The 21,571-nt window shown below is 63.4% G+C and carries 16 protein-coding genes and 2 tRNA genes; 12 read left to right on the top strand and 6 right to left on the bottom strand.

The window, feature by feature from the left end; translation table 11 throughout:
• Positions 1–451: 451 nt before the first annotated feature.
• From CAG46_RS20815 to CAG46_RS20805, 3 genes are all read left to right on the top strand, one after another.
• Positions 452–1,717, top strand: a complete 1,266-nt coding sequence (locus CAG46_RS20815; RefSeq protein ID WP_025340268.1) for an OprD family porin — start codon at positions 452–454, stop codon at positions 1,715–1,717.
• A 160-nt stretch (positions 1,718–1,877) separates the two neighbouring features.
• Complete coding sequence (locus CAG46_RS20810; RefSeq protein WP_075046062.1) at positions 1,878–3,593, top strand: proline--tRNA ligase; 1,716 nt, start codon at positions 1,878–1,880, stop codon at positions 3,591–3,593.
• Positions 3,594–3,613: 20 nt separating this feature from the next.
• Positions 3,614–4,567, top strand: a complete 954-nt coding sequence (locus CAG46_RS20805; protein WP_023661807.1) for a hypothetical protein — start codon at positions 3,614–3,616, stop codon at positions 4,565–4,567.
• A 168-nt stretch (positions 4,568–4,735) separates the two neighbouring features.
• Here CAG46_RS20805 and dinB read toward each other — a convergent pair whose 3' ends face one another.
• The gene (gene dinB / locus CAG46_RS20800) at positions 4,736–5,794 is read right to left on the bottom strand and encodes a DNA polymerase IV (RefSeq protein ID WP_170978906.1); all 1,059 of its coding nucleotides are present in this window, start codon (positions 5,792–5,794) and stop codon (positions 4,736–4,738) included.
• Positions 5,795–6,014: 220 nt separating this feature from the next.
• Between dinB and CAG46_RS20790 the strand changes: the two genes are divergently transcribed.
• The 4 genes from CAG46_RS20790 to CAG46_RS20775 all read left to right on the top strand — a co-directional run bounded on the left by CAG46_RS20790 (position 6,015) and on the right by CAG46_RS20775 (position 10,497).
• Positions 6,015–6,091, top strand: a tRNA-Met gene (locus CAG46_RS20790).
• A gap of 134 nt (positions 6,092–6,225) precedes the next feature.
• Positions 6,226–6,302 (top strand) — tRNA-Met (locus CAG46_RS20785).
• 260 nt (positions 6,303–6,562) lie between these two features.
• Positions 6,563–9,205: a bifunctional lysylphosphatidylglycerol flippase/synthetase MprF gene (gene mprF / locus CAG46_RS20780; RefSeq protein ID WP_085590694.1), complete on the top strand. Its 2,643-nt coding sequence runs from the start codon at positions 6,563–6,565 to the stop codon at positions 9,203–9,205.
• Entirely contained in the window at positions 9,205–10,497 is a 1,293-nt protein-coding gene (locus tag CAG46_RS20775; RefSeq protein ID WP_025340272.1) for a virulence factor family protein, read from the top strand. Before mprF ends, CAG46_RS20775 begins: the two co-directional genes overlap by 1 nt.
• A 388-nt stretch (positions 10,498–10,885) precedes the next feature.
• On the opposite strand, the gene CAG46_RS20765 is transcribed toward CAG46_RS20775, so the two are convergent.
• Positions 10,886–12,796, bottom strand: coding sequence for a potassium transporter Kup (locus CAG46_RS20765; protein ID WP_085618000.1), 1,911 nt, complete (start codon positions 12,794–12,796; stop codon positions 10,886–10,888).
• Between the two features lie 235 nt (positions 12,797–13,031).
• On the opposite strand from CAG46_RS20765, the gene rimO reads away from it, so the two are divergent.
• Positions 13,032–14,363 carry a 30S ribosomal protein S12 methylthiotransferase RimO gene (gene rimO, locus CAG46_RS20760; protein WP_013973825.1) on the top strand — a complete coding sequence of 444 codons (1,332 nt, stop codon included), beginning with the start codon at positions 13,032–13,034 and terminating at the stop codon, positions 14,361–14,363.
• A gap of 200 nt (positions 14,364–14,563) precedes the next feature.
• Here rimO and CAG46_RS20755 read toward each other — a convergent pair whose 3' ends face one another.
• The 4 genes from CAG46_RS20755 to CAG46_RS29155 all read right to left on the bottom strand — a co-directional run bounded on the left by CAG46_RS20755 (position 14,564) and on the right by CAG46_RS29155 (position 18,816).
• Positions 14,564–15,313, bottom strand: coding sequence for a hypothetical protein (locus CAG46_RS20755; RefSeq protein WP_039613960.1), 750 nt, complete (start codon positions 15,311–15,313; stop codon positions 14,564–14,566).
• A 55-nt stretch (positions 15,314–15,368) separates the two neighbouring features.
• Positions 15,369–17,033, bottom strand: a complete 1,665-nt coding sequence (locus CAG46_RS20750; protein WP_085617998.1) for a DUF5666 domain-containing protein — start codon at positions 17,031–17,033, stop codon at positions 15,369–15,371.
• Entirely contained in the window at positions 17,030–17,875 is an 846-nt protein-coding gene (locus CAG46_RS20745; RefSeq protein WP_085617996.1) for a DUF6502 family protein, read from the bottom strand. The genes CAG46_RS20750 and CAG46_RS20745 overlap by 4 nt, the downstream gene beginning before the upstream one ends.
• A gap of 197 nt (positions 17,876–18,072) precedes the next feature.
• Positions 18,073–18,816 (bottom strand): hypothetical protein, encoded by a 744-nt coding sequence (locus tag CAG46_RS29155; protein ID WP_305880248.1) that lies wholly within the window; start codon positions 18,814–18,816, stop codon positions 18,073–18,075.
• 200 nt (positions 18,817–19,016) lie between these two features.
• Between CAG46_RS29155 and CAG46_RS20730 the strand changes: the two genes are divergently transcribed.
• The 4 genes from CAG46_RS20730 (at position 19,017) to tsaA (ending at position 21,466) form a co-directional block, all read left to right on the top strand.
• Positions 19,017–19,469, top strand: a complete 453-nt coding sequence (locus CAG46_RS20730; protein ID WP_025340277.1) for a GNAT family N-acetyltransferase — start codon at positions 19,017–19,019, stop codon at positions 19,467–19,469.
• A gap of 77 nt (positions 19,470–19,546) precedes the next feature.
• Complete coding sequence (locus CAG46_RS20725) at positions 19,547–20,257, top strand: rRNA pseudouridine synthase (protein WP_013973831.1); 711 nt, start codon at positions 19,547–19,549, stop codon at positions 20,255–20,257.
• 48 nt (positions 20,258–20,305) lie between these two features.
• Positions 20,306–20,767, top strand: coding sequence for a DUF1456 family protein (locus tag CAG46_RS20720; RefSeq protein WP_013973832.1), 462 nt, complete (start codon positions 20,306–20,308; stop codon positions 20,765–20,767).
• A gap of 6 nt (positions 20,768–20,773) precedes the next feature.
• On the top strand, positions 20,774–21,466 hold the full coding sequence (gene tsaA, locus CAG46_RS20715) for a tRNA (N6-threonylcarbamoyladenosine(37)-N6)-methyltransferase TrmO (RefSeq protein ID WP_085619112.1): 693 nt from the start codon (positions 20,774–20,776) through the stop codon (positions 21,464–21,466).
• Positions 21,467–21,571 lie beyond the last annotated feature (105 nt).

Genomic DNA, 21,571 nt, shown 5'->3' with positions numbered 1-21,571 from the left:
CTCCCGCCCCGTGTTTACGGCACTTTCCGACCCCCGGTAGCAGGTTTTGTGAAAATTTCATGAAGCGTTGCGAATTTTGAGCACGCTTGTTGCATTCCTTTCACGCCAAGTCGGCACGACATCTGCATCGACAGGTGTACGCGACAAATAACAACAGCGGCATTGGTTACCAGGGAGTTTCCCCAACCGGAATCGGTAGTTACAGGTTCGTTACGGTGAAAGAAACAGCGCTGGTGTTGTACGGCCCTTAAACCGGGGCGTGATTTGCGACATGGAAATACTTAAAAGCGACATGGTGAAAAAGTTCCGAAAAGGATGTTTATACCCATATCGCCAACAACAGTCAGCGTGCTATACATTTTCGCCGACATAACAAGAAAGAGCTGCCCCATATAACTAAAACACTTGGACGCAGCGGTACTCTTCCTAAAAACCAAAGGAGCAAATCACGATGCGCGTGATGAAGTGGAGCATGATCGCCCTGGCCGTTGCGGCAGGGACCTCGCAGTTGGCATTGGCCTCTTCCCAGGACGAGTCCAAAGGTTTCATCGAAGACAGCAAGCTGAACGTCAAGACCCGCATGCTGTACTTCAGCCGTGACTTCCGTAACAACGAAGGCGGCCAGAGCCGTCGCGAAGAAACCGGCCTGGGCTTCCTCGGCACCTTCGAGTCCGGCTTCACCCAGGGCACCGTTGGTGTGGGTGTGGATGCCATCGGCATGCTCGGCCTGAAACTGGACAGCGGCAAGGGCCGCGCCGGTACCGGCCTGTTCCCGACCGGCTCCGACGGCCGTTCGCAGGATGACTACTCCAAGGCCGGCGGCGCGGTTAAATTCCGCATCTCCGACACCGTACTGAAAGTGGGTGACCAGTTCACCGCTCTGCCGGTCTTCGCCACTGACGACAGCCGCCTGCTGCCGGAAATCGCCCAGGGCACCCTGATCACCAGCAACGAGATCGAGGGCCTGACCCTGCACGCTGGTCATTTCACCAGCCTGACCGCCCAGGAGCAGACCAACCGCGACAGCTTCCGCCTGAAGGAAGCCAACGTGGTAGGTGGTACCTACGCGTTCACCGACAACCTCAGCACCAGCCTGTACTACTCGAAGGTTGAAGACTACTGGCGCAAATACTACGCCAACGTCAACTGGGCTCTGCCGATCTCGGACAAACAAGGCCTGGTGTTCGACTTCAACATCTATGACACCAAGAGCGAAGGCTCGGCCGAGTACCGCGCATTCGATGGCGACAAGCTGGACAACCGCGCATTCAGCCTGTCGGGCGCCTACAACATCGGCGCTCACACCTTCACCCTGGCCTACCAGAAAGTCACCGGCGACGGCGACTATGGCTATGGCATCGACGGTGGCGGCACCATCTTCCTGGCCAACTCCGTGGCCCGTTCCGACTTCAACGCCGAAGACGAGAAATCCTGGCAGGCTCGCTACGACCTGAACTTTGCTGAATACGGCATCCCGGGCCTGACCTTCATGACCCGTTATGTACGCGGTACCGATGCCAACGTCACCGGCACCAGCAACGGCAAGGAATGGGAACGCGACGTAGATATCAAGTACGTGCTGCAGAGCGGCCCGGCGAAAGACCTGAGCTTCCGCGTGCGTCAAGCCACCTACCGTTCTTCCGATGGCACCTACTACGATTCCCCATCGATCGACGAACTGCGCCTGATCGTGGAGTACCCGCTGAGCATCCTGTAAGCCTGGCTTGCAGTGCCCCGCACCTGAAAAAGCCCGGCGATCACGCCGGGCTTTTTCTTGGCTGACAAGCGTCACGCCCTGGGGCATCCTGTACGCCTTCGTTTCGCCCCCGTACAATGCGGGGTCATTTCAATGTCTTAGGCAATCGACACGGCTCACCATGCGCACCAGTCAATATTTGCTCGCCACCCAGAAAGAAACCCCTGCCGACGCAGTGGTCATCAGCCATCAGCTCATGCTGCGTGCCGGCATGATCCGCAAACTGGCCTCCGGCCTGTACACCTGGCTGCCGATGGGCTTGCGGGTGATGCGCAAGGTCGAGGCCGTGGTGCGTGAGGAAATGAACGCCGCCGGCGCCCTGGAAGTGCTGATGCCCAGCATCCAGCCCGCCGAACTGTGGCAGGAATCCGGCCGCTGGGAACAGTACGGCCCCGAGCTGCTGCGCCTGAAGGACCGCCACCAGCGCGACTTCTGCGTCGGCCCGACCCACGAAGAAGTGATCACCGACCTGGCCCGCAACGAGCTGTCCAGCTATAAACAGCTGCCGCTCAACATGTACCAGATCCAGACCAAGTTCCGTGACGAGATCCGCCCGCGCTTCGGCCTGATGCGCGGCCGCGAGTTCATCATGAAGGACGCCTACTCGTTCCATGCCGACCAGGCTTCCCTGCAGGAAACCTACGACCGCATGCACCAGGCGTACAGCAACGTGTTCACCCGCCTGGGCCTGGACTTCCGCCCAGTGCAGGCCGACACCGGCTCCATCGGTGGCAGCTACTCGCACGAATTCCACGTACTGGCCGAGTCCGGCGAAGACGACGTGATCTTCAGCGACAGCTCCGACTACGCCGCCAACATCGAGAAGGCCGAGGCCATCCCGCGTGAAACCGTGCGCCCGGCCCCTACCGAGGAGCTGCGCCTGGTCGATACGCCGAACGCCAAGACCATCGCCCAGCTGGTGGAAAACTTCGGCCTGCCGATCGAGAAGACCGTCAAGACCCTGATCGTGCGCGGCGCCGAAGAAGGCAAGCTGGTAGCGCTGATCGTGCGTGGCGACCATGAGCTCAACGAAATCAAGGCGGCCAAGCTGGAACAGGTTGCCGACCCGCTGGTCATGGCCACCGACGCTGAACTGCGCGAGGCCATCGGTGCCGGCGCCGGCTCGCTCGGCCCGCTGAACCTGCCGCTGGAAATCGTCATTGACCGTTCGGTTGCCCTGATGAGCGACTTCGGCATTGGCGCCAACATCGACGACAAGCACTACTTCGGCGTGAACTGGGAGCGCGACCTGCCGGTTCCACAGGTCGCAGACCTGCGTAACGTGGTCGAAGGCGACCCGAGCCCGGACGGCCAGGGTACCCTGGTGATCAAGCGCGGCATCGAAGTGGGCCACATCTTCCAGCTCGGCACCAAGTACAGCGAGGCGCTGAAGTGCCAGGTACTGGGCGAGAACGGCAAGCCGGTAACCCTGTCCATGGGCTGCTACGGCATCGGTGTGTCCCGCGTGGTGGCAGCTGCCATTGAGCAGAGCTACGACGACAAGGGCATCATCTGGAACGACGCCCTGGCCCCGTTCCAGATCGCCCTGGTACCGCTGCGCTACGAAACCGAGGTAGTTCGCGAGGCGACCGACAAGCTGTACGCCGAGCTGACTGCTGCCGGCTACGAAGTGCTGCTGGACGACCGTGACAAGAAGACCAGCCCAGGCATCAAGTTCGCCGACATGGAGCTGATCGGCATCCCGCACCGCATCGTCGTCAGCGATCGCGGCCTGGCCGAAGGCAACCTGGAGTACAAGCACCGCACCGAGCAGGACGCCCAGTCGTTGCCGCTCAATGAAGTGCTGACCTTCCTGCAGGCCCGCGTTCGCCGCTGATAACCAATGCACGAGTGATCATGTTCAAGCGAAGTACCTTTCCCCTGGGGGGCGCCGCACTGTGCGGCGCCCTGCTCGTCAGCGGCTGCGCCAACCAGATGTCCCAGCGCAGCGACCATGAGGAGCGCGTCGAGCGCAAACTGCTCGAGCACACCCTGCAGATCGATGTCGGCGAGCCGAAGGTGATGGAGCTTCCGCAACGACGTGTGCGCGTGCATGAGCAGAAGCGCTTCGAAGTCACCGAATTCGAAGTCACGCGCAGCTATGACCGCTACACGCCTTACCAACCCTGGCGGGAAATCTACGAGATCCCGCTGGGTGCGGTGGCCGTGGTGGCAGGCGTGGGTGCCAATGTGGTCAATGTCTTCGCCCTGGGCAACCTGCCGGAAAGCATCACCCACGACTGGCTCAGCTATGGCGTGGACGGGCTCAACCCGTTCATGAACGTGCCGTCCAACGGCCGTGCCCAGCAGAACCTGGCCGGGATCAGCGAAGTGCAGAAAGGCAAGCGCGAGGAATCTACCAGCGTGCCCTGGAGCGAGCGCCTGGTCGAGGTCAAGGCCGGCAAGATGACCCACGAGCTGACCACCGACAGGAACGGCGTGCTGCGCCTGAACCTGCTCGACAGCCCGTTCTCCGAGCAGAACCTCAACCACATCGGCACCCTGCACCTGCAGGTGCTGGACGAGGACAACGCGGTACGTGGCGATGCCAGCCTGCTGGTCAGCGCCACCCTGCGCAACAAGCTGCTCGAAGCCCATGAACTGATCTTCGATGACCTCGAAGATGACGATGTCGGCCAATGGGTACACCGGGTCAAGCGCTTGTCCGAACTGGGCCTGGAAGAGGAAGCCAGTGAAATGGAACAGAGCCTGATCGAACTGACCCGCAACGATCCGGAGTTGCAGCAGGAGTTTCTGCAGTCGCTGACCAAGGCCACTGGCCGGTTGGTGGCCGACCCGGGCGCGCAGTAACTGCTGCGGCAACGCATCCCCCCTGTGGGAGCGGCCTTGTGTCGCGAAAGGGCTGCAGAGCAGCCCCGACAATTGATGCATCACTGCTGAAATCCTGGGGCCGCTGCGCGGCCCTTTCGCGACACAAGGCCGCTCCCACAGGGGGCCATGCAGCCAGGCCCAGGCCATTTATTGAGGCGGGAACAGCTCCAGCTGCTCATGCGCCCCGCGCAAGTCGCGCAACCTCACGCCTACCCCCAGCAAGCGCACCGGTTTGCCACCACGGGCAAACGCCTGCCCCAGCAATTGTCGATAACTCTCCAGGTCCCTGCCCGCCCCCGCCTGTTCCATGGTGGTCTGGCTGAAGTCATGGAACTTGACCTTGACGAAGGGCTTTTCCGGTCGGTAACTGCTGTCCATTCGGGCGATACGCTCGTTCAGGCTTTCCAGCAGCTCGGGCAGCCGTGCCAGGCAACTGGCCAGGTCCGGCAGATCGGTGTCGTAGGTGTTTTCCACGCTGACCGACTGCCGGCGACTGTCATTGTGCACCGCACGTTCATCGATACCCCGCGCCAGCCCCCACAAACGCTCGCCAAAGCTGCCGAACTCGCGCACCAGCGCCAGGCGCGACCAGTCGCGCAATTCCAGGCAGGTTTCGATACCCAACCGCGCCAGCTTGTCTGCCGTTACCTTGCCTACCCCGTGCAGCCTGGCCACCGGCAGGGCGGCGACGAACGCCTCCACTTCGCCCGGAGTAATCACGAACAGGCCATTGGGCTTGCGCCAGTCACTGGCGATCTTGGCCAGGAACTTGTTCGGCGCCACACCGGCCGAGACAGTGATATGCAGGGTGCGGGCGACGCGCCGGCGGATATCCTCGGCAATGCGCGTGGCGCTGCCCGAATACCACTGGCTGTCGCTCACATCCAGGTAGGCCTCGTCCAGCGACAGTGGCTCGATCAACTCGGTGTAGTCGCGGAAGATCGTGTGGATTTCCCGCGAGGCCTCACGGTAGGCCTCGAAGCGCGGCTTGACGATCAGCAGGTCCGGGCACAGCTTCAGGGCGTGCCGCGACGACATGGCCGAACGCACGCCGTAGGCACGCGCTTCATAGTTGCAGGTGGCGATCACCCCACGGTGGTCGGCCGAGCCCCCCACCGCCATGGGCCGCCCGGCCAGGCGCGGGTCGTCACGCATTTCGATCGCGGCATAAAAGCAATCGCAGTCGACGTGGATGATCTTGCGCAAGGACATGGATGACCGTCAGCACTGTAAATTCATACAGATAGTATCGCATGTGCCTTCGAGGCATGCAGCCTGTGCCCGGCATTGGTCGATAATCGGCCTGAAAGCCCCGTCGCGCCTGAGCTGCGCGCTATATTCAAACGCTAAGAGTTTGAACAGGAAAGGTTTTTTCAGAAAAAAGCTTGACACCCACGGGTAAATCCGTAGAATTCGATCTCACAGGCGCGGGATGGAGCAGCCTGGTAGCTCGTCGGGCTCATAACCCGAAGGTCGTCGGTTCAAATCCGGCTCCCGCAACCAGATTCGAGAAAAGGCCACTGTTCACACAGTGGCCTTTTTCTTTTGCGTCAAATAATGCGTTGAAAGAAATTTCAAAAAAATCAATGACTAGCGCTTGACACCCATTCTGAAAGCTGTAGAATGCGCCCCACTGACGCGGGATGGAGCAGCCTGGTAGCTCGTCGGGCTCATAACCCGAAGGTCGTCGGTTCAAATCCGGCTCCCGCAACCATATTCGTCAGAACAAACCCCGCCTGTGTAACAGCAGCGCGGGGTTTGTTGCTTTTCCCCTCCTGCTTTTCGTCGCCCCCAATTCCCCCGCCCTCCAGCCAACCCGCAGGCTTGAGAGGTCGTGCCCAGGATGAACTATCTTTAACCCTGCCAGGCCGCTGAAAGCGCTTGAGGCCGGAGTAACATTGGATACGTTTTCCTAAGGGACTCTCACTTGGCCACACCTTTCCCTCACCTCGCGCTGCAAGCCCGGGGCAATCCATGACTTCGCACAACCCCGAACCCCCGGTGCCGCTTGCCTCGGCGCTACCCGGCGCGGTGCAACGCTTGCCCTTGCTCGAACGCTTGAGCCGCTACCGCCAGCCCATCGGCCTGGTAGTGACCCTGGTGTTGTTCACCATGGCCTTGATCGCCTGCCGCCACCTGTTGAGCGAATTGGACATCTATGCCTTGCACGATGCCATGCTCAGCGTCCCGCCCCAGTCGTTACTTGGCGCCTTGCTGGCTACCGTGCTCGGTTTCGTTGTCCTGCTGGGCTACGAGTGGTCTGCCAGCCGCTATGCCGGCGTGAAGCTGCCGGCGAGCAGCCTGGCGCTGGGCGGTTTCAGCGCCTTTGCCATCGGCAACGCCATCGGCCTGTCGATGCTTTCGGGCGGTTCGGTGCGCTACCGCCTGTATGCACGCCAGGGGGTTGGCGCAGGTGAAGTTGCACGGATGACCGTTTTTGCCAGCCTGTCACTGGGCTGCGCGCTGCCGCCCCTGGCCGCCTTGGCGACCTTGAGCGACCTGCCGGCGGCGTCTGCCGCACTGGGTTTGGCGCCTGGCTTGCTGGCGGGTGTCGCAATAGCCGTGCTGCTGGTATGCAGCGTGCTGGTGTTCGGCTTGTACCGCCGTCGCCTGGCTGAGCAACCACTGGCCAACAGCCTGCTGGTACAACTGGGCCGCCGCACACTGCGCCTGCCTGGCGCACGCCTGGCAGCCCTGCAATTGCTGATCACCGCACTGGATGTCGCCGCTGCCGCCACCGTGCTGTATCTGCTACTGCCCGAAGCACCGCCGTTCGGTGCCTTTGTGCTGGTGTACCTGCTGGCCTTGGCCGCAGGTGTGCTCAGCCACGTACCGGGCGGCGTCGGGGTATTCGAAGCGATCCTGCTGGCGGCTTTTGCCGACCAACTCGGCGCCGCGCCGCTGGCCGCGGCCCTGCTGCTGTATCGGCTGATCTACGTGGTGCTGCCGCTGCTGCTGGCCTGCGTGCTGCTGCTGGCCAACGAGGCCCGGCGCCTGCTGTTCGCGCAACAGGCTATCAAGGCCGCTTCCGGGCTGGCCGCGCCGATCCTGTCGATCCTGGTGTTCCTGTCCGGGGTGGTGCTGCTGTTCTCCGGGGCCACGCCCGAGATCGACACCCGCCTGGAGCACATGGGTTTCCTGGTTCCGCACCGCCTGATCGACGCCTCGCACTTCGGCGCCAGCCTGATCGGCGTGCTGTGCCTGCTGCTGGCCCAGGGCCTGCGCCGGCGCCTGTCCGCCGCCTGGCTGCTGACCACCGTGCTGTTGCTGGTCGGCGCCCTGCTGTCGCTGCTCAAGGGCTTCGATTGGGAAGAGGCCTGCCTGCTGACCCTCACTGCCGCCCTGCTCGCCTTGTTCCGCCGTTCCTTCTACCGCCCCAGCCGTTTGCTCGAGTTGCCATTCTCGCCGGTGTTTCTGGTGGCCAGCGCCTGTGTGGTCGGCGCATCGGTGTGGTTGTTGCTGTTCGCCTACCAGGATGTGCCCTACAGCCATCAGCTGTGGTGGCAGTTCACCCTCGATGCCGATGCCCCGCGTGGCCTGCGCGCCGCCATGGGCAGCGCAGTGCTGCTGGCGGCCGTGGCCCTGACCTGGCTGCTGCGCACCGCACCACCGGTGATCCACCTGCCTGACGAAGAAGAGCTGCTGCGTGCCAACCGCATTCTGCTGGCCTCCGACCAGCCCGATGGCGGCCTGGCCCTGACCGGCGACAAGGCGCTGCTGTTCCACCCTCGCGACAACGCCTTCCTCATGTACGCCCGTCGCGGCCGCAGCCTGGTGGCGCTGTACGACCCGATCGGCCCGGCCCAGGAGCGCGCCGAGATGATCTGGCAATTCCGCGACCTGTGCGACCTGCACCATGCCCGCCCGGTGTTCTATCAGGTGCGCGCCGAGAACCTGCCGTTCTACATGGACATCGGCCTGACCGCGCTGAAGCTGGGCGAAGAAGCCCGGGTCGACTTGCGCCGCTTCGACCTCGAAGCCAAGGGCAAGGAGATGAAGGACCTGCGCTACACCTGGAACCGTGGCGGCCGTGACGGCCTGAGCCTGGAAATCCACGAACCCGGGCATGCCCCGCTGGCAGAGCTGAAGGAAATTTCCGACGCCTGGCTTGGCGGCAAGAACGTGCGCGAGAAAGGCTTCTCGCTGGGGCGCTTCAGCCCTGAATACCTGCAGCATTTTCGCATTGCCCTGATCCGCTTCCAGGGCCGCCCGGTGGCTTTCGCCAACCTGCTGGAAACCCATGGCAACGAACTGGCCAGCCTCGACCTGATGCGTGCGCACCCCGAGGCCCCGAAGCTGACCATGGAATTCATGATGATCGGCCTGATCCTGCACTACAAAAGCCATGACTACGCCCGCTTCAGCCTGGGCATGGTGCCGCTTTCCGGCCTGCAGCCGCGGCGTGGCGCGCCCTTGACCCAGCGCCTGGGCTCGATGGTGTTCCGCCGTGGCGAGCAGCTGTACAACTTCCAGGGGCTTCGACGCTTCAAGGACAAGTTCCAACCGGACTGGGAACCCCGCTACATGGCCGTGCCGGCCGGGCTCGACCCGCTGGTGGCACTGGCCGACACCGCCGCCCTGATCGCAGGCGGCCTGACTGGATTGGTGAAACGTTGATGACCCGACGCTTTTGGCTGTACCTGCTGGTTCCCCTGCTGTTGGCCGCCCTGGGAGGCGCGCTGGCGTTCTGGCTATGGACCCGCCCGGCCCCCGAGGCACGCCTGGAACAACTGAGCATCAATGACACCCGCATCACCCGTGTGACCCCAGGCGTGCACCCCAAGGCCCGAGTGGCCATCGGTGTACCCCAGGACCAGGCGCTGACCGACAGGCAGCTGCTGGATCTGGCCCAGGCTGGCGAAGCGCAACTGGTGCAGGTGATCCTGCCGCCCAACGACTGCAGCAAGCAGCAACAGGCCTTGGACCAGGCCATGGGCCAGCTGCCGGAGAAACCGACCCTGGTCGCCGGTATCGGCCCTGGCGCCTCTCAGGCGTGGCGCTGGCTGGCCAGCCAGAACAACGACAAGGCGCGGGCGATTTCCGTGGACTTCAGCCTGGAACAGCCCGGCTGCCAGGCAGCGCTGCCGAAGTCGGCCGCCCACGGCCATTGGAACGTCGCCTGGAACGACAACCCGGATGACGCCAGCGCCGCCTTCGTGCGCGACCAGGCCAATGCCGAAACCAGTATCAGCGACTACGACATTCACCTGCCACAAGTGCTCAAGGCCCAACTGACCCAGGCCCTGGTCGGCCACGACGGCAACGCCCTGGCCATCCCGGTGGTCGAGGTGCCAGCCGGGCAGACCACCGACACGGTCACCCTGTTCCTTTCCGGTGATGGCGGCTGGCGGGACCTGGACCGCGACGTGGCCGGGGAAATGGCCAAGCTTGGCTACCCGGTGGTCGGCATTGATACGCTGCGCTACTACTGGCAGCACAAGACCCCGGAACAAAGCGCCGCCGACCTGTCCGAGCTGATGCAGCACTACCGGCAGAAATGGGGCACCAAGCGCTTCGTGCTGACCGGTTATTCGTTCGGTGCCGACGTGCTGCCGGCGATCTACAACCGCCTGCCGGCCGAGGACCAGCAGCGTATCGACGCGGTGATGCTGCTGGCCTTTGCCCGCAGCGGCAGCTTCGAGATCGAAGTCGAGGGCTGGCTGGGCAAGGAAGGCCAGGAAGCGCCAACCGGGCCGGAAATGGCCAGGCTGCCGGCCTCCAAGGTGGTGTGCGTGTATGGTGTGGAAGAAACCGACGAGAGCGGTTGCACCGACAAGACTGCGGTGGGTGAACGCCTGAAGCTGCCGGGGGGGCACCACTTCGACGAAAACTACCCGGCACTGGCCAAGCGCTTGATCGGCGAGATCGAGACGCGCCAGGGCAAGTCCAGCGTGGCTGAGCAGAACTGATAAGACCTTGCGGCCCATTCGCGGGTAAACCCGCTCTCATAGAACTGCACATAACTCATTGATTAGCAGAGACCCTGTGGGAGCGGCTTTAGCCGCGAACACCGGCGCAGCCGGTGCCATGCACCGCGTTGGATTCTTCGCGGCTAAAGCCGCTCCCACAGGGTACGAGGATCGCTTGCGAATCCAGTTATCTGCGCGACAGCGCAGCCCAAAGGGCTGGGCAATCTCCCACAGGTACAGCGCAAGCTTTGAAAGCAATGCGGGTCCATGTGGGAGCGGGCATGCCCGCGAACACCGGCGAAGCCGGTGCCCTACACCGAGTTGCCGGCTTCGCGGGCACGCCCGCTCCCACATGGGGCGGGTATTGCCTTGAAATCTGTGTTGCCCCTCAGATCTCGACCTGGGTCCCCAGCTCGATTACCCGGTTCAGCGGCAGGTTGAAGAAGCGCAAGTTGCCGTTGGCATTCTTCAGCAGGAACGCGAACAGGTTACCCCGCCAGCGCGACATTCCCTCCAGCCGTGAGGCGATCACGGTCTCGCGGCTGAGGAAGAAGGTGGTGCGCATCGGGCTGAAATCCAGGTCTTCCAGGTGGCACAGCTTCAACGCCGCCGGCACGTCCGGTTCGTCCATGAAGCCGAAGTGCAGCAACACGCGGAAGAACCCGTCGCCATAGGCCTCCACCTCAAAGCGCTCCTGCTCCGGCACCCGTGGCCGATCCTCGCTGACCACCGTCAGCAGCACCACCTGGCTGTGCAGCACCTGGTTATGCAGCATGTTGTGCAGCAGTGCATGGGGTACCGCATCGGAGCGCGCCGTGAGAAACACCGCCGTGCCTTCAACCCGGTGCGGCGGCTGAATGCGGATACTGCTGATGAACAGCTGCAGTGGCAGCGCGCCTTCGTCGATACGCTCCATCAGGATCTGCTTGCCGCGCTTCCAGGTGCTCATCAACAGGAACAGCACAGCGCCGGCCAGGACCGGGAATGCCCCGCCCTGGATGATCTTCGGCACGTTGGCGGCAAAGAACAGCCCATCCACAAACAGGAAACCCAGCAGGATCGGCACCGCCAGCATCGGTGGCCACTTCCACAGCAGCAACATCACCGCCGAGACCAGGAGCGTGGTCATCAGCATGGTACCGGTCACCGCCACGCCGTAGGCCGCCGCCAGGGCGCCGGACGACCCGAAGCCGATCACCAGCAGCACCACGCCAACCATCAGCGCCCAGTTCACCGCACCGATGTAGATCTGCCCCTGCTCGTCGCTGGAGGTGTGCTGGATCTGCATGCGTGGAATGTAACCCAGCTGGATGGCCTGGCGGGTCAGGGAGAAGGCCCCCGAGATCACCGCCTGCGAGGCGATCACCGTGGCCATGGTGGCCAACCCGACCAGCGGCAGCAGTGCCCAGCCCGGCGCCAGCAGGTAGAAAGGGTTGCGTGCCGCCTCCGGGTTCTGCAGCAGTATCGCGCCCTGGCCAAAGTAGTTGAGCACCAGCGCCGGCAGCACCAGGATGAACCAGGCGCGGGCGATCGGCTTGCGGCCAAAGTGGCCCATGTCGGCGTACAGCGCCTCGGCACCGGTCAGCGCCAGCACCACCGCGCCAAGGATGGCCACGCCCATGCCGGGGTGAACCACGAAGAAGTTCACCGCCCAGACCGGGTTGAATGCCTTGAGCACTTCCGGGCTCTGCGAGATGCCATGCACTCCCAGCGCGCCCAGCGCCACGAACCAGGTGACCATGATCGGGCCGAACAGCTTGCCGATCTTCTCGGTGCCGTGCTTCTGCACCAGAAACAGCGCCACCAGCACCACCAGCGAAATCGGCACCACCCAGTGATCGATGCCTTCGAAGGCCAGCCCCATGCCCTCCACCGCCGACAGTACCGACACCGCCGGGGTGATCATGCTGTCGCCATAGAACAGCGAAGCGCCGATCAACCCGCACACCACCATCAGCGTACGCAACCTCGGGTAGGCCGCCGTGGCCCGCCGCGCCAGTGCAGTCAGTGCCATGGTGCCGCCCTCGCCCTGGTTGTCGGCGCGCAGGATGAACATCACGTACTTGAACGACACCACCCACAGCAGCGACCACAGGATCAGCGACAGGATCCCCAGCACGCCGTCATGGTTGACCGGCACTCCGTACCCGCCGCTGAAGACTTCCTTGAGGGTATACAACGGGCTGGTACCGATATCGCCATAAACCACCCCGACCGCCGCCACGAGCAGGCTCAGCGACCGCGTCGCGCCCTGCTTCCCCTCGTGCCCGCCCTCGGCGTGACTGCTTGCCTGAACCATCGACCACTCCCGCAGACGGCCTTGCAAGGCCAGTAGAATTCCCCATGCGCCAGGTGGTACTGATACCCCCGACACAATGGCGCGAAGCATAGCGCAGCGTTCGTCGCATTTCTGCTGGTCAAGCGACCCTGCGCTCGCTAGAATTGCGCACTTTTTGATCAGAGGCGCCAAAAGCGCCCGTCAAGATCGCCCCCGATTCCGGTCGGGCGACCTGCATTCAATACCGAGGTTAGTCATGTCCACCACGCCCGCCACCCCCAAGGTAGGTTTCGTAAGCCTGGGTTGCCCAAAAGCCCTGGTCGATTCCGAGCGCATCCTGACCCAGCTGCGCATGGAAGGCTATGAAGTCGTGCCCACCTACGAGGACGCCGACGTGGTGGTGGTCAACACCTGCGGCTTCATCGACAGCGCCAAGGCCGAGTCGCTGGAAGTGATCGGCGAAGCGATCAAGGAAAACGGCAAGGTCATCGTCACCGGCTGCATGGGTGTCGAGGAAGGCAGCATCCGTGACGTGCACCCGAGCGTGCTGTCGGTCACCGGCCCGCAGCAGTACGAGCAGGTGGTCAACGCCGTGCACGAAGTGGTGCCGCCACGCCAGGACCACAACCCGCTGATCGACCTGGTACCGCCGCAGGGCGTCAAGCTGACCCCGCGCCACTATGCGTACCTGAAGATTTCCGAAGGCTGCAACCACAGCTGCAGCTTCTGCATCATCCCGTCGATGCGCGGCAAGCTGGTCAGCCGCCCGGTCGGCGAAGTGCTGAGCGAGGCCGAGCGCCTGGTCAAGGCCGGGGTCAAGGAGATCCTGGTGATTTCCCAGGACACCAGCGCCTACGGCGTCGACGTCAAGTACAAGACCGACTTCTGGAACGGCCGCCCGGTCAAGACCCGCATGCTCGAGCTGTGCGAAGCCCTGAGCAGCCTGGGTGCCTGGGTACGCCTGCACTACGTGTACCCTTACCCGAACGTCGACGACGTGATCCCGCTGATGGCCGCCGGCAAGATCCTGCCGTACCTGGACATCCCGTTCCAGCACGCCAGCCCGAAAGTGCTCAAGGCCATGAAGCGCCCGGCCTTCGAAGACCGCACCCTGGCACGTATCAAGAACTGGCGCGAGCAGTGCCCGGAGCTGGTGATTCGCTCCACCTTCATCGTCGGCTTCCCGGGCGAGACCGAGGAAGACTTCCAGTACCTGCTGGACTGGCTGACCGAAGCCCAGCTGGACCGCGTGGGCTGCTTCCAGTACTCGCCGGTGGAAGGCGCCCCGGCCAACGACCTGGGCCTGGAAGAAGTGCCGGACGACGTCAAGCAGGACCGCTGGGACCGCTTCATGGCCCATCAGCAGGCCATCAGCGCCGCCCGCCTGCAACTGCGCATCGGCAAGGAAATCGACGTGCTGATCGATGAAGTGGAAGAGCAAGGTTCGGTTGGCCGCAGCTTCTTCGATGCCCCGGAAATCGACGGCAGCGTGTTCATCGATGGCGACCACGGCTTCAAGCCGGGTGACAAGGTGCGTTGCCGCGTGGTGGATGCCGACGAATACGACATGTGGGCTGAACCCATTTAATCGCGCTGGAACATAATGCCTGGCAGTTATGTAATTTGGGGCCGCTTCGCGGCCCATCGCCGGCAAGCCAGCTCCCACAGGGGATCGCGCAATTCCTGAATTCTGCGCGGTACCTGTGGGAGCTGGCTTGCCGGCGATGGGCTGCGTAGCAGCCCCATTGACGCTATCTGACAGGCATTACCGGGTCTGGGGCTTTTTCGTCAGAACGCGTGAAAAAGCATCAGGCCGCCCTCTGCATCCGGGCTGGCATCCGAGAAGCCTTTGACTGCATAGAGTTGCACTTTCCACTGCTGGTTGAGCTTGTGTGTCAGGAACAGGGTAAGTTCCTTGATCTGGGCGCCCGTCGAGACGACCTTCTGCCGCCAGTCGTAGGAGGCGCCCGCCGAAGTGCCTGCAGCCACGGGCATGGCGAAGCCGAGACTGGCAAATATCGGGTCGTCGAAATCGCTGTCGGGCGGGTCGCCGAACTTCTTCCAGCCCAGGGTCGCGAAGCCGGTCACCGGGCCAAAGGCCTTGGCGATGTCGACCTGGCCGGTGTAGTCATACTCACCGGTGCCCAGGCACTGGTCTTCATCGGCAGTGGGGAATTTGACCTTGCCGATCAGGTCCAGCATCAAGCCGCCGTCACTGCCATCGAGCAGGGCATAACCGGCGCTGGCAACCGTGTCCCCCAGCCCGCTTTCCACATCCCGGCAGCCACCGGGCAAGGGGTCACCATTCGGGCCCACTTCAGGGTTGGTGATGCGCAGCCAGGGCACGGTGACCTTGTAGGTCATTGGGCCGGTTTCATACTTGCCGACCACGGGGATGTACCAGATTTCCGAGGTTGTACCCGTGCCATAGTCGCCACTTGAATAGTCCATGCCTATGGCGGCGCTGAAGGTATCGCCCAGCACCGACGCGCTGGCGCATGACAGCAAGCAGGCGAAAAGAGGGAGCGTGGGTCTCATCTGCACCTCGGTATCCCGGACGGGAGGGGTGATAGCACTTACCCAGCCTAGTTGCCTAATGCCCGGATCGCTCTGGATGCTCCACTTTTTCGACTTTCTCTACTGTCTCGGGCCTTTCGACCTTTTCAACCTTCTCTACTTTCTCGACCTTCTCTACTTTTTCTACCTTCTCGACTTTCTCAGGCTTTTCGATCTTCTCGACCTTTTCGGGCTTCTCGGCTTTCTCGATCTTCTCGACTTTTTCTACTTTCTCTACCTTTTCAACCTTCTCTGCTTTTTCAATCTTTTCCACCTTTTCAAGCTCGACCTTCTCTACCCGGTCAGAGCTTCCACTATTGCTGCTCTCGGGTTGCTCCACGGTGTCGACATGTTCCGACTTTCCGGACTTGTCCACGCTTTCAGTACTGTCCCGACCACTGGAATCGTCAGCACCGCCGCGCCCGCTGTGGTCATCGCTGCTTTCAATGCGATCACTGGTCGCATCGCGTCCGCCATGCCCGCTATTGCTGGAACCTTCAGCGTCACGGGTGCCGTGCTCGCTGCCACGCCCCGAATGCCCTCTGTCCGGGTTGTCGGCACGGTCGTCATCGAACTCCACGCGGGTTGCCCGCAGCTCGTGCCTGCCATTGAACACCCCGCTCACCCGCACACGTTGATCGAGCGCCAATGCCGCGGGCTGCTTGCCGACGATCACGGTGCCCTGTCCCAGCGTCACCTTGATGCCTGCCACCACCAGTTGTTGAGCGTGGCTGCGCTGTACCAGCCCCTCGATCACCGCCGTCTGCACACGGCCAGCAAAAGGCAGGCTCGGGTCTGGGCGGGTTTGCGCCACTTCCAGCTGGCGTCCGGTCCACTGCCCACGTACCAGCACTTCCCGCGCAGGTGCCACACGGGTTCCCAGCTTCAGCCCCTGGAGGCTGCCGGCACGGTCAACCGCACCGATGGCACTGGCTTCCCTGAGGCCCGGCGCCCGCTCGATACGGCTGGCTACCACTTCGCCCCTGGCATCGCGCAGGCCACTGACCCTGACCGGCTCGCCCGGGCGCAGCCCTTCAGCCACCCGCGCCCCTGCAGCAAGCCGCACAGGTTGGCCCATGACCCGCAGGGGGGCCGAAGCATTGGGCAGTGCCGTCAGCGGCCCTTCGTAAACGTTGAGGATCGAGATGCGCCCTGCTTGCAGGCCGCGTTTGCCGGCAAATGCCTCCACCGCGACAACCTGGCCGATTGCCAGGTGAGCGCTACTGGCAGGCGCACCGTTTTCACTCACCGGCACGTCCTTGCCAAAGTGCACTTCCAGGCCATTGACGCAGATCGAGGCAAACCCGGTGATGGTGCCGACGATGCCCGTGCCACCGGTACCGCCCGGGCGCAGGATCGGTGCGCCGGTACCGCCTACCCCGCCGTGATCGATGAAGGTGCCGTCCACACCGTCGGCTACCGCACCGGTCCCGCCCGTGCCGCCGGGACGCTGCGGCAGCGGCGCACCGGTGCCACCCACTCCGCCGTTTTCGCTGCGTACACTGGTACCACCGACCCCGCCCGTCCTGGCCCCGGTACCACCAATACCGCCCGGAAACTGCAAGCCCGCCGCCCCCGCCATACCCACTTCGTCACGGCTGACACATACCGGTGCTGCGGCCACCTCGGCAGGCGCCACCAGGTTCAGCCCGAAACCCAGGACCAGTGTGACGACACTGAGGCAGCGCGCGAGGGAAGTCATGGGTCTGGTGTCTTCGACAAATCGGGGTCGGTAGTTTCAGTGTAGAAATAAAGCCCTACCGTGATGCGCTGACGTTGCTCGGCGCTGGGCACATCGGCATCTTCCAGGTCTGATGCGAGCCGACTGAAGGCAAGCAGCATCTGCATGCCGTCCTTGTCCACCGCCGCACGCAGATGATCGACGCTGGCCGGGCTCAAGGCGTCGTAGTGCACACTGCGTTCAAAGAACGGCTGGCCGTCCCCACTCAGGTTGTGCACTGCTGCGCAGGCATGGTCATGCAGGTTGTGGCCAAAGTACGCGGCCTTTTCGTCGAAGCCCTTCTGCGGCACGAATGCCTGGGCCTCCAGGTGAACACAGTCCTGGTCGTCGAGCCGGACGATACCCAGGCGCAACCACTCATCCAGCACCACCCGCCCGCGGATGTCGGTGCTGATCTTCGCCACCAGCGCATCGAAGGAACAATCGCCGCCAACGCTCGCCAGGCGCGGCAACGGCAGCGCCTGGCCAGGCGCCGAGCAGAACGGCTTGCCAGTGGTCCACATATTGACCAACTGTGCACCTAACGTGATGTTTCCCGGCAGCGCGGCGAGCAACGCGCCCCCCTCGCTGCGCAAACGCCGGACATCCTTGCGATGTACGCCCGTGAGCAAGCTGATGCGGCTGTCGGTCGGAGCTGTACCGTCCAGGCGAAACTCGCGATGGGCCACGTCGACGAACACTTCCTTGAGCAGGTCGGCGAACATCGTGTAGGTGACCCCTTTGCGCAGCATCAGGCGCACCAGAGGGCGCATGACACGCCGCAGTGCGCTTAACATCGAAGGGGGGATGGTAGGCGATTGCATTGAGCGCATTCCTTGACAGATGAACCCAGTATACGACGCGGGAAAAGATCCCACACCAACTGTGACCATATCCCTGACGAGATGAGGGATAGTCGTCGGCGCTCATTGCATTCGCGTTGAGTGGGGCTGTCGTGTATCCGTACCTGGCCTCATGCAGGCCCGCCCCGTGGGCGCTGCATGAGACCGTTCAGAGCCAGTCAGCTCCTGCTGTTGTCATCACCCGGTTCGCCTGCGGCATGCTCACCGCGGTCATCACCCGGTTCGCCACCCAGATGGTCGCCACGATCATCACCAGGTTCACCACCAACGTGATTGCCGTGGTCATCGCCAGGCTCACCGCCAACATGATTGCCATGATCGTCCCCGGGCTCACCGCCAACGTGATTGCCATGATCGTCACCGGGCTCACCGCCAACGTGATTGCCGTGATCGTCCCCAGGCTCACCGCCAACGTGATTGCCATGATCATCACCCGCTTCAGCGTGGTTGCCGCTGCGCCCAGTGTTCGAGGAGCCGTCATGGCCGCGCCCACTGTTGCCGGCATGGCCATCTCCATCCCCGCCAGCGCCGTGGCCGCCGCCTTCACCGCCATGGCCGCCACCGCCGCCACCGTGACCACCGCCGCCACCGCCATGGCCACCACCGCCACCACCGTGACCACCGCCGCCGCCACCATGGCCACCGCCGCCACCACCGTGGCCGCCACCGTGACCACCTCCACCACCACCGTGACCACCTCCACCACCACCGTGGCCACCGCCTCCACCACCACCGTGGCCACCGCCGCCACCACCTCCGTGACCACCACCGCCACCACCATCCTTGGCGTAGGCGCTGGAGCCATTGGATATCGAGTCCGGGATCAGAACGATGGAAGTCGACAGCACGCCAGCAACGGCAACCGCCAATAGCGCCTTTTTGAACAGCACATGTATTTGCATATTTCGTCTCCAGGTCGTCGCCATGAGAAACGCCAAATCAAGCCGGGAATCCTGTGTTCGGTTCTTGCTTTTCATTGCGTGGGAATTTTTCCCACGGGAAAGTAATAGACCGCCAAACCCCGAGGTTCAAGCAGCGCACGGAGAAGCCGACCGGTGGTTGGCCTGCTATGTTTGCCTTATCGTCATGGAGGAACACCGGCATGCATTCGGTACTGACGCTGCAAACCCCGCGCTTGAGTGACTACGGCGAACTGGTACAGGTGTGGGAGGACTCGGTACGCGCCACCCACGACTTCCTGCCGGATTGCTACATCGTCTTGCTGCGCGACCAGGTGCTGCGTCGCTACCTCGATGCAGTGATGCTGATCTGCTGCAAGGACCGCCAGCGCATCTGCGGCTTCGCCGGGGTCGCCAACGGGCGCGTGGACATGCTGTTCGTCGCACCGAAGTACCGTGGCAAAGGGGTTGGCAAGCGCCTGCTGCACTATGCGATCGACGAACTGAATGCCGAGCGCCTGGACGTCAACGAACAGAACCCGCAAGCCTTGGGCTTCTACCTGCACGAGGGCTTCGAGGTGATCGGCCGTTCGGAAACCGACGGCCTGGGGCAACCCTACCCGCTGCTGCACATGCGCCTGCGCAAAACGGCGTAAATGACACAGATTCCCAGCCCCTCTGCCGCGCGGGCAGGTACAATGCAGGTCTTTCCCTGCCTTTGCGAATTGCCGTCATGTCCGAACCCGTCCGCCTGTCCAAACGCCTTATCGAGCAGCTTGGCTGCTCCCGCCGCGAGGCCGAGCTGTATATCGAGGGCGGCTGGGTCACGGTCGATGGCGTGGTGGTCGAGCAACCGCAGTTCAAGGTCGAGCAGCAGCGCGTCGAACTGCTGCCGGGTGCCCGTGCCGAAACGCTGGAACCGGTAACCCTGCTGCTGAACCAGCCGGCCAGCGTGGACAGCGAGACCGCCCGCGCCAGCATGAACATGAGCAACCTCAGCGAAGCCCACCGCGAAGGCGTGCGCGCACTGCACGGGCATTTTGCCCGGCAGGCCTGCGTGGCGCCGCTGGAGCGCGGCGCCAGCGGCCTGCAGGTATTCACCCAGGACTGGCGGGTAACCCGCAAGATCGACGCCGACCTGCGCCGCCTGGAACAGGAATTCATCGTTGAAGTGCGCGGCGAGACCACGCCCCAGGCGCTGGAACGCCTGGCGCGCGGTGCCACCCGCAATGACCGCGAGCTGCCTAAAGCCAAGGCCAGCTGGCAGAACGAAACCCACCTGCGCATGGCCCTGAAAAACCCGCAGCCCGGGCAGATCGCCGAGCTGTGCGCCTACCTGCGCCTGGAGCTGGTAGGCATGCGCCGCATTCGCCTGGGTGGCGTGTCGATGGGCAAGCTGCCCCTGGGCCAGTGGCGCTACCTGGCCACTACCGAACGTTTCTAAGCAATACGCCGCGCCACAGGTGCGGCACCTGAACAGGATTCTGCAACAATGAACCACAACGACGTCCTGCGCAGCCTGCGCTACATGCTCAAGGTGAATGACGCCAAGATGGCCGAAATCATCGGGCTATCCGGCCTCGACGTGCATCCCCTGGTGCTGGCCACCTACCTGAAGAAGGAAGACGAGGAAGGCTTCGTGCGGTGCCCGGAACGGGTCATGGCGCACTTTCTCGACGGCCTGGTGATCCACCGCCGCGGCAAGGATGACAGCCGCCCGCCGCAGCCGATCGAGCTGCCGGTAACCAACAACCTCATCCTCAAGAAGCTGCGGGTGGCCTTCGAGCTCAAGGAAGATGACCTGCATGCGATCCTCAAGTCGGTCAACTTCCCGGTCAGCAAACCCGAGCTCAGCGCGCTGTTCCGCAAGGCCGGCCATGACAACTACCGCCCTTGCGGCGACCAGCTGCTGCGCAACTTCCTCAAGGGCCTGACCCTGCGCGTGCGCGGCTGATTGGCCATGCAGCATACGGTTACCCCGGTCGGCATCATCCGCTCCTGTTTCAAGGAGAAGTTCGCCATCCCGCGCCAGCCGCAACTGGCGCCCGCCGCACGCGGCGTGCTCGAGCTGCTGCCACCGTTCGACCAGGGCGATGCGGTCGAGGGGCTGGAGCAGGTCAGCCATGTCTGGCTACTGTTCCTGTTCCACCAGGCACTGGAAGACAAACCCCGCCTGAAAGTGCGGCCACCGCGCCTGGGTGGCAACAAGAGCATGGGTGTGTTCGCTACCCGCGCCACTCACCGGCCCAATGGCATCGGCCAGTCGGTGGTACGCCTGGAAGGCGTGGAGCCAGGGCGCCTGCTGTTGTCTGGCATCGACCTGCTCGACGGTACGCCGGTGCTGGACATCAAGCCGTATGTGCCGTACGCCGATAGCATCGCTGGCGCCAGCAACCAGATGGCCAGCCAAGCGCCTGCCGCGATCGCCGTGCAGTGGGCCGACAACGCCCTGCCCCAGGCTCGCGAACATGCACTGCGCCTGGGTGAACCGCTGGTGGAGCTGATCGAGCAGTGCCTGGCGCAGGACCCACGGCCGGCCTACCAGGTGCCGCCGGCCGAGCGGGTGTATGGGGTGAAGTTCTGGGATGTGCAGGTGCGTTGGCACTACCCGCAACCGGACGTGATCCGGGTGCTGGAGGTGGTGAAAGATTGAGGATCACAGGCCCGGCCCTATCGCCGGCAAGCCAGCTCCCACAGGGACCGCACAATGCTCAGGCCTGTGGTGACCCTGTGGGAGCTGGCTTGCCGGCGATAGGGC

Origin of the sequence: Pseudomonas sp. B23(2017) (assembly GCF_002113725.1) — a bacterium.
Classification (GTDB): domain Bacteria; phylum Pseudomonadota; class Gammaproteobacteria; order Pseudomonadales; family Pseudomonadaceae; genus Aquipseudomonas; species Aquipseudomonas putida_Z.
Note: the sequence above shows the minus strand (reverse complement) of the source record. Positions and strands in the feature narration are given on the sequence as shown.